Genomic DNA, 4,526 nt, shown 5'->3' with positions numbered 1-4,526 from the left:
GTCGCGACGCCCTCGATGCTGCGGCCGGGCAGCAGGTCCGCGCTGAGGGCGCGGCGGTAGATGACCGACGCGGTCTCGCGGACGTCGTCGGGCTGGCCGAGCGCGCTGCCCATGCGCTCGATTTCGGCGAGTGCCTGTTTGAGGTTGCGTTCCTTGCTGTTCTGGGTGCGGAAGCGCTCGTTCCAGGTGCGGAGGCGCTGCATCTTCTGGCGCTGGCGGCTCGACAGCGAGTTGCCGTTGGCGTCCTTGTCCTGCCAGCCGATGTTCGTCGACAGCCCCTTGTCGTGCATCATGTTCGTGGTGGGCGCGCCGACGCGCGATTTCTGGTCTCGTTGTGCCGAATCGAACGCGCGCCACTCGGGCCCGTGGTCGATGTCGTCCTCCGAGACGACGAGGCCGCAGTCGACACACGCGGTCTCACCGCGAGCTTCGTGCTGTGCGAGGCTGCCGCCACATTCGGGGCAGCTCTGGGTGGCGTTCTCAGTGGTGCCCGTGCTGGTCGTTTCCTCGGTGGTGCGCGTTGCGGCGTCACCGTCGTAGCTTCGGATTGTCGTCGTACTCATTGTGATTGTTGGCCGGGACGGCGCGTAGCGGATCGGCTCCCGGTGGGCCTAGTCTAACCTAATGTAAGGGATGCTAGCGTATAAATGTTGCGCCGGATTTAAGTACAACGAGTGATTTCCGCGGGAGTTTTAAACGTCCGCGGGACCCCACTCGGCCGGCTGGCCCGCCGCGTACTTGCTCCACGCGTAGAGGAAACTCGGGAGCACGTAGACCGTGACCACAAACGAGGTGGCCAGCGCGAGCACGACGAGGACGCCGAGGCTCTGGAACTGCGGGTGTGGGAGCAACAGGAACGTGGCGAACGCGCCCGTCGTCGTCAAGGTGCTCCCGAGGAGGGCGCCGCCGGTGCCGACGAGGGCTTCGCGGAGCGCGTCGACGGTATCGCGGCCGGCGCGGCGTTCGTGCGCGAACCGGTCGCTGACGTGGACGCTGTAGTCGATACCGAGCCCGACGACCAGACTCATCAGGAGCGCGGTCAGCAGCGTCAGCGGAACGTCCAGGACGTACATGCCGCCGACGACGAACGCGGTGACCAGCAGGACGGGGAACGCGGTGACGAACCCGAGCGAGGCGCTGCCCTCGGCGAGCCTGTAGACGACCACGAGCAGCAAGACGACAGCCGTGAGCGCGACGAGCAGCGTCTGGAGGACGCCGTCAGCGATCGTCGAGAGCTCTGCGGTGGTGAGCGTGCCCTGACCGACGCCGGTAGCGCTGAGGCCGTCGGCGTCGTCCACGATACCTGCGGCCGCACGCATGTGGTCGTTCTGGACATCGTAGGTCGTGGTGCGGTCGAACGGCACGACGACGCGCAGTGACTGGTAGTCGCCGTCGGTGCGCTCGACGACCTCACTGGCTTGCTCGGGCGCCGCGGCGTACAGTTCGTCGTAGACGGTTTCGAGGTCCCGGTCGGGGACGCCGTCGCCGTCGGTGTCTGCGTCTGCGAGTGTCGCGGCGAACTCGTCGACGTTCGCCGCGACCTGTTCCATCACGGCGACTGGCGACTGGAAGGGAACGCCCTCGCCGGGGCGTTCGAAGAGCGCGCCCGTGTCGGCGAGGTGGGTCTTCGCCTCGTGGACGCGCTCCAGTGTGTGGTCTGCGGTTACGTCACCTTCCACGAGTAGATTCGACACGCGGCGGTTGGAGTCGTCGGCGTTCCGGTAGTGCTCGGTGACGAAGTCGGCGTCCTCTCTGAGTTCCGGCACCTCCCACGCGAGCGGCCCGGGGAGGTTCTGTTTCCACTCGGCGGTTTCGTCGGTCTGCTGCTGGAACGCCTGGCGGTCCAGTTGCGTCCACGCGGCGGCGCCGACGCTGCCCGCAATCAGCGCGACGACGATGACGACGGGCGCGGCGCGCTTGGCGAGCGTGACGCCGCTGGCGAGCAGTGGCTTCGCGAACCGCGTCTGGCCGAGCGGGCGGTTGGTACGGTCGAGGCCGACGTATTCGAGCGCGCCGTCGATGGTGACCTTGAGCGCGGGGACGACGGTGACGAAGATGACGAACGACGACACCACGCCGAGCGTGATGGCGAACGCGAGGTTTCGGATGCTCGCGAGCTCGTTTGCGGCGTTCGACAGGAAGCCCAGTGCCGTGGTGACTGTGACGAGCGCGAGTGCGACAGCGACGGCGGACAGCGACCGCCGCATTGGTGCGCGAATCGGGTCGCCGGCGTCGCGTTCCTCGCGGTACCGCGTGAAGACGTGCAGGCCGTAGTCGACGCTCAGGCCGACGACGAGTACGACGCCGATGATCATCGTGTTTCCGGCCTGGATCTGCAGCCAGCCGAGGATGCCGAACATCCAGAGGACGGAGAGGACGACGCCCGTGAACCCGACGACGATGTCGACGACGTCGCGGTACGCGAACGCCAGCACCGCGAGGATGATAGCGAGCGCGACCGGGACGACGAGCGTGACGAAGTTCTCCTGCATCTGCGCGTTCAGGTCGCCGATGGCGTGCTCGCCGAGCGTGAAGTAGTGTGGGTTGGGTTGGTCGTCGGCTTCCTCGTAGAGCACGCGCTGGGCGTCTGCGAGGGCGTCGTCGCTTGCGTCGGCGTCGAACCGGAAGAGGATGCGTCGCGTGGCGGATTCGGTGGACCCTGGTTCGTAGTCCTGTGGGAGCAGCGCCAGGGCGGCCGACTCCTCGGTGAGGGTCTCCGAGACGATTGCCTTCACCTCGTCCGTACTGGCGTCCTCGAGTGCGGCGATCTGCTCGTCGAGTGACGCCGTGGGGTCGCCGGCGGCACGGAGTGCGACGACGTTCGAGACGCCGAGCACCGGTCTGTCGTCGACGGCGACCGCGGAGACGGCCTCGGTCTGGAGAACTGTCCGCTGGTATCGCAGTGATTCGAGGAGTGCGGTCTTCGAGAGGACGTTGCCGTCGTCGTCGCGGAGGTAGACGGGCCGCGTGTCCGCGCTGGATTCGGTGTCGTCCTCGTAGCGCTGCTCGATGTACGCCTGTTTCTGAGCGATCTCGGTGTCGCCGAGCGCGTCGTCGTCGGCCGGCTGGCTCTCCATCTGGAGTTGCCCGACGCCGGCGACGACCGCGCCCGTGAGGACGAGGCCGACCACGAGCACGAGGCGGTTGTGGTCGGTGGCGACGCCGGCGACGCGGCGGAGCAGCGTCCGGATCATGGCCTGTTCACCGGGGCGTCGCCGTGGCTGCGGAGGTCAGTTTGCAGTCGATGCTGTCTCGATGCCGTGCGCTGCGAGCCCGTGTGGAGGGGAGGGCCGGAGCGTGCTGGACAGCGGGATTGCACACCTGCATATACGACAGGGACTCAAAAAGTGTTTCCAGAATACACGTTCTGTTTTCGAGTTGATAGTGAGGCGCTCTCACACGGCGTATCGGTGCGGAGCCGGCGACCGAGTTTGGTAACTATGATGACTGTAATTATGGGGGAACGGTCTTCGACACCCAGCCCGTCGCCCCGCTCGGGTACGCCGACGACTCGTCCTCGGGCTGGAGGGTTCCGGTCCCGTCAGTCGCCCGCACGACCACTTCGTGGCTGTCCGCCGGCGGGTCGTACTCGTGGACCCACTGCCGCCAGACGTCCGCACCCGGCAGCGGGTCGGTGAGCCGAGCGTCGGTCCACGTGTCGCCGCCGTCCGTGGATACCTCGACGCGCTGGATACCGCGGGTGCCGGCGTAGGCGTGCCCCGCGACCTGCTTGCGGCCGTCCTCGAGGTCGTTGGCGGCGTGGAGTTTCGCGACGGTGTTCACGGGGCCGGTGCCGTGCCAACCGCGTTCCTCCCAGTAGCCGTCGGCCTCGGTCTCCAGGATCTCGATCTCGGTGAGCCACTTCACGTTGATTTCGCCCCAGTGCCCCGGAATCAGGGCGCGAGCGGGGTAGCCGTGGCCGCGCGGGAGCACGTCGCCGTTCATCCCGAACGCGAGGAAGCCGTCCTGGAGGGCGGCCAGCGGGAACTCCTCGTAGAAGCCGTCGGCCGCGTGCAACATCACGCAACAGCCCTCGTCCGGGCCAGCGGGCTCCACGAGGTCCATGATGGGGATGCCCTGCCAGAGCGCGTTGTCCAGCTTGTGGCCGTTGAGCCCCTCGCCGACACACCGCAGCGAGACGAACCTGTTCTCGGCGCTGCGCTCCGTGAGGTCGTCGTAGGTGTACGTCCGTTCGTCCTCGACGGCGCCCGTGACAGTCAACTCCCAGTCGTCGGCGTCGAGGTCCGGGTCGACGGAACTGATGTCGACGTTGTAGAAGTCCTCGCTGACCAGCGGTTCGATGCCCTCGACGTCGAACGAGGCGGCGCTCGCGCGCTCGAGCATGTCGTCTGCCTCCGACTGTACGGCTGCGTCGACGTCCAGCGTGCCGGCCTCGGACGGACCCGTTGCGCTACCGCCGCCCTGAGCGAGGGAGATCACCTGCGTGAACCCGCCCGGAGCGCCGCCCGAACCGGGGAATCGTCCCTTCGGTGTTCAGGTCGCTGATTTCGTTCCCGTCGATGACG

Annotated in this window: 2 protein-coding genes and 1 pseudogene; all 3 read right to left on the bottom strand. The window is 67.4% G+C overall.

Annotated features, from left to right (window positions below):
* The coding region (locus GRX66_RS16780) for a transcription initiation factor IIB (RefSeq protein ID WP_325064169.1) at positions 1 to 563 on the bottom strand (563 nt) is incomplete at its 3' end.
* Positions 564 to 692: 129 nt separating this feature from the next.
* Positions 693 to 3,194 carry an efflux RND transporter permease subunit gene (locus GRX66_RS16775; protein ID WP_159527542.1) on the bottom strand — a complete coding sequence of 834 codons (2,502 nt, stop codon included), beginning with the start codon at positions 3,192 to 3,194 and terminating at the stop codon, positions 693 to 695.
* Between the two features lie 259 nt (positions 3,195 to 3,453).
* A pseudogene (locus GRX66_RS16770) lies at positions 3,454 to 4,467 on the bottom strand (molybdopterin-dependent oxidoreductase); the annotation flags it as partial.
* Between the last annotated feature and the right edge of the window lie 59 nt (positions 4,468 to 4,526).

The sequence above is a fragment of the Halobacterium bonnevillei genome, assembly GCF_009831555.1.
Lineage (GTDB): Archaea > Halobacteriota > Halobacteria > Halobacteriales > Halobacteriaceae > Halobacterium > Halobacterium bonnevillei.
This window is presented reverse-complemented; position numbering and strand designations above follow the sequence as displayed.

Coding starts and splice junctions, on each gene's coding strand:
- GRX66_RS16775 (WP_159527542.1), bottom strand. CDS start 3,194: ATGATCCGGACGCTGCTCCGCCGCGTCGCCGGCGTCGCCACCGACCAC.